The sequence below is a fragment of the Kitasatospora sp. NPDC056076 genome (assembly GCF_042266305.1).
Taxonomy (GTDB): Bacteria; Actinomycetota; Actinomycetes; order Streptomycetales; family Streptomycetaceae; genus Kitasatospora.
In genome coordinates, this window is sequence record NZ_JBHJWG010000132.1 from 1 (window position 1) to 1,304 (window position 1,304).

Consider the following 1,304-nt stretch of genomic DNA (forward strand, 5'->3'; position numbering starts at 1 on the left):
ATGCCCGACTACGGCCGGCTCCGCAACCAGGCGACCGTCCAACTCCCCGGCGGCGGGCAGACGGTGGCCACTCAGGCCGCCGACCCGTTCTTCCTCGACCTGCGGGTCTTCGACCTGCTCTACGGCGGCAACCTCTCCGAGGTCGGCCAGAACACCCTCGCCGGCTACAACGTCAACACCGTCGCCCTGCAGATCCCCAAGAGCCGCCTCGCCTTCAAGGGCGACCCCGGCCGCAACCCCGTCATCGGCGTCTGGTCGAGCACCGAGAAGCAGACCCTCAAGCTCAGCCCCGGCAAGGCGGACCCGACCGGCCGGCACGTCCAGGTCTCGCGCCTGGGCAACCCGCTGGTCAACGAGGTCGTCGTCCCGGCCGGCCTCAAGGACACCTTCAACTCCCTGCCCCCGTCCCAGGACCACAACCAGCCCGCGCTGGTGAACAAGGTCCTGAACCCGGAGGTGCCGCAGCTCGTCCAGGCCATCTACGGCATCCCGGCCCCCGCCACCCCCCGCACCGACCTCCAGGAGATCTTCCTCACCGGCATCGCCAAGGCCACCAACGGGCCCCTCGCCGTCGACCTCAACTCCCAGCTCATGAACCAGGACATCGACACGTCCAAGTTCGTTCCCGCCGAGGAGCTGCGCCTGAACATGTCGACGCCCGTCACCGCGAATCCCGACCGGCTCGGCGTCCTCGACGGCGACTTCCAGGGCTACCCCAACGGGCGCCGCCTGACCGACGACGTCGTCGACATCGAACTCCAGGCGCTGGAAGGCGCGACCCCCGGCCACCTCATCCCCGCGCTCGCCGCCGGCGACAAGGTCGACCACGCCGACAAGCCGTTCTCCGCCGCGTTCCCGTACGTCGCGCTGCCCTACGCCAAGGCTGTCAACCAGCCCAACTAGCAGCGTTCTCAGGGCCTTTGTCGGGTCAGCGTGCGGCGTCGGTGTGCGTGCATCGCAAGGCGGAAGAGGGAACCACTGCCCAGCAGTGGCGACCGACGACAACGCGGCGAGATGCGCGCCCCGGCCTCACACCCGGCAAGGGCCCAAGAGCCAAGCCCTAGCAGCGTGGTTGCGGGTGGTCGGCGGCGAGACCGCCGACCACCCCCCCCCCCCCCCCCCCCCCGCCCCCCCCCCGCCCCCCCCCCCCGGGGGGGGGGGGGGGGGGGGGGGCGCCCCCCCCCCCCCCCCCCCGCCGACCCTCCCCCTCCGCCACCACCAGAGGACCCCGATGCGCCGCCTGCCGCTCCTGCTCACCACCGCCGCCCTCTGCGGCGCCCTGGCGACAGCCGGGGCACTGCACC

Annotated in this window: 1 protein-coding gene; it reads left to right on the forward strand. The window is 72.5% G+C overall.

The features are described 5' to 3' along the window. A partial coding sequence (locus ACFC1T_RS38405) for a DUF4331 domain-containing protein (RefSeq protein WP_375897454.1) occupies window positions 1-903 on the forward strand: 903 nt, incomplete at its 5' end. Window positions 904-1,304: the final 401 nt, after the last annotated feature.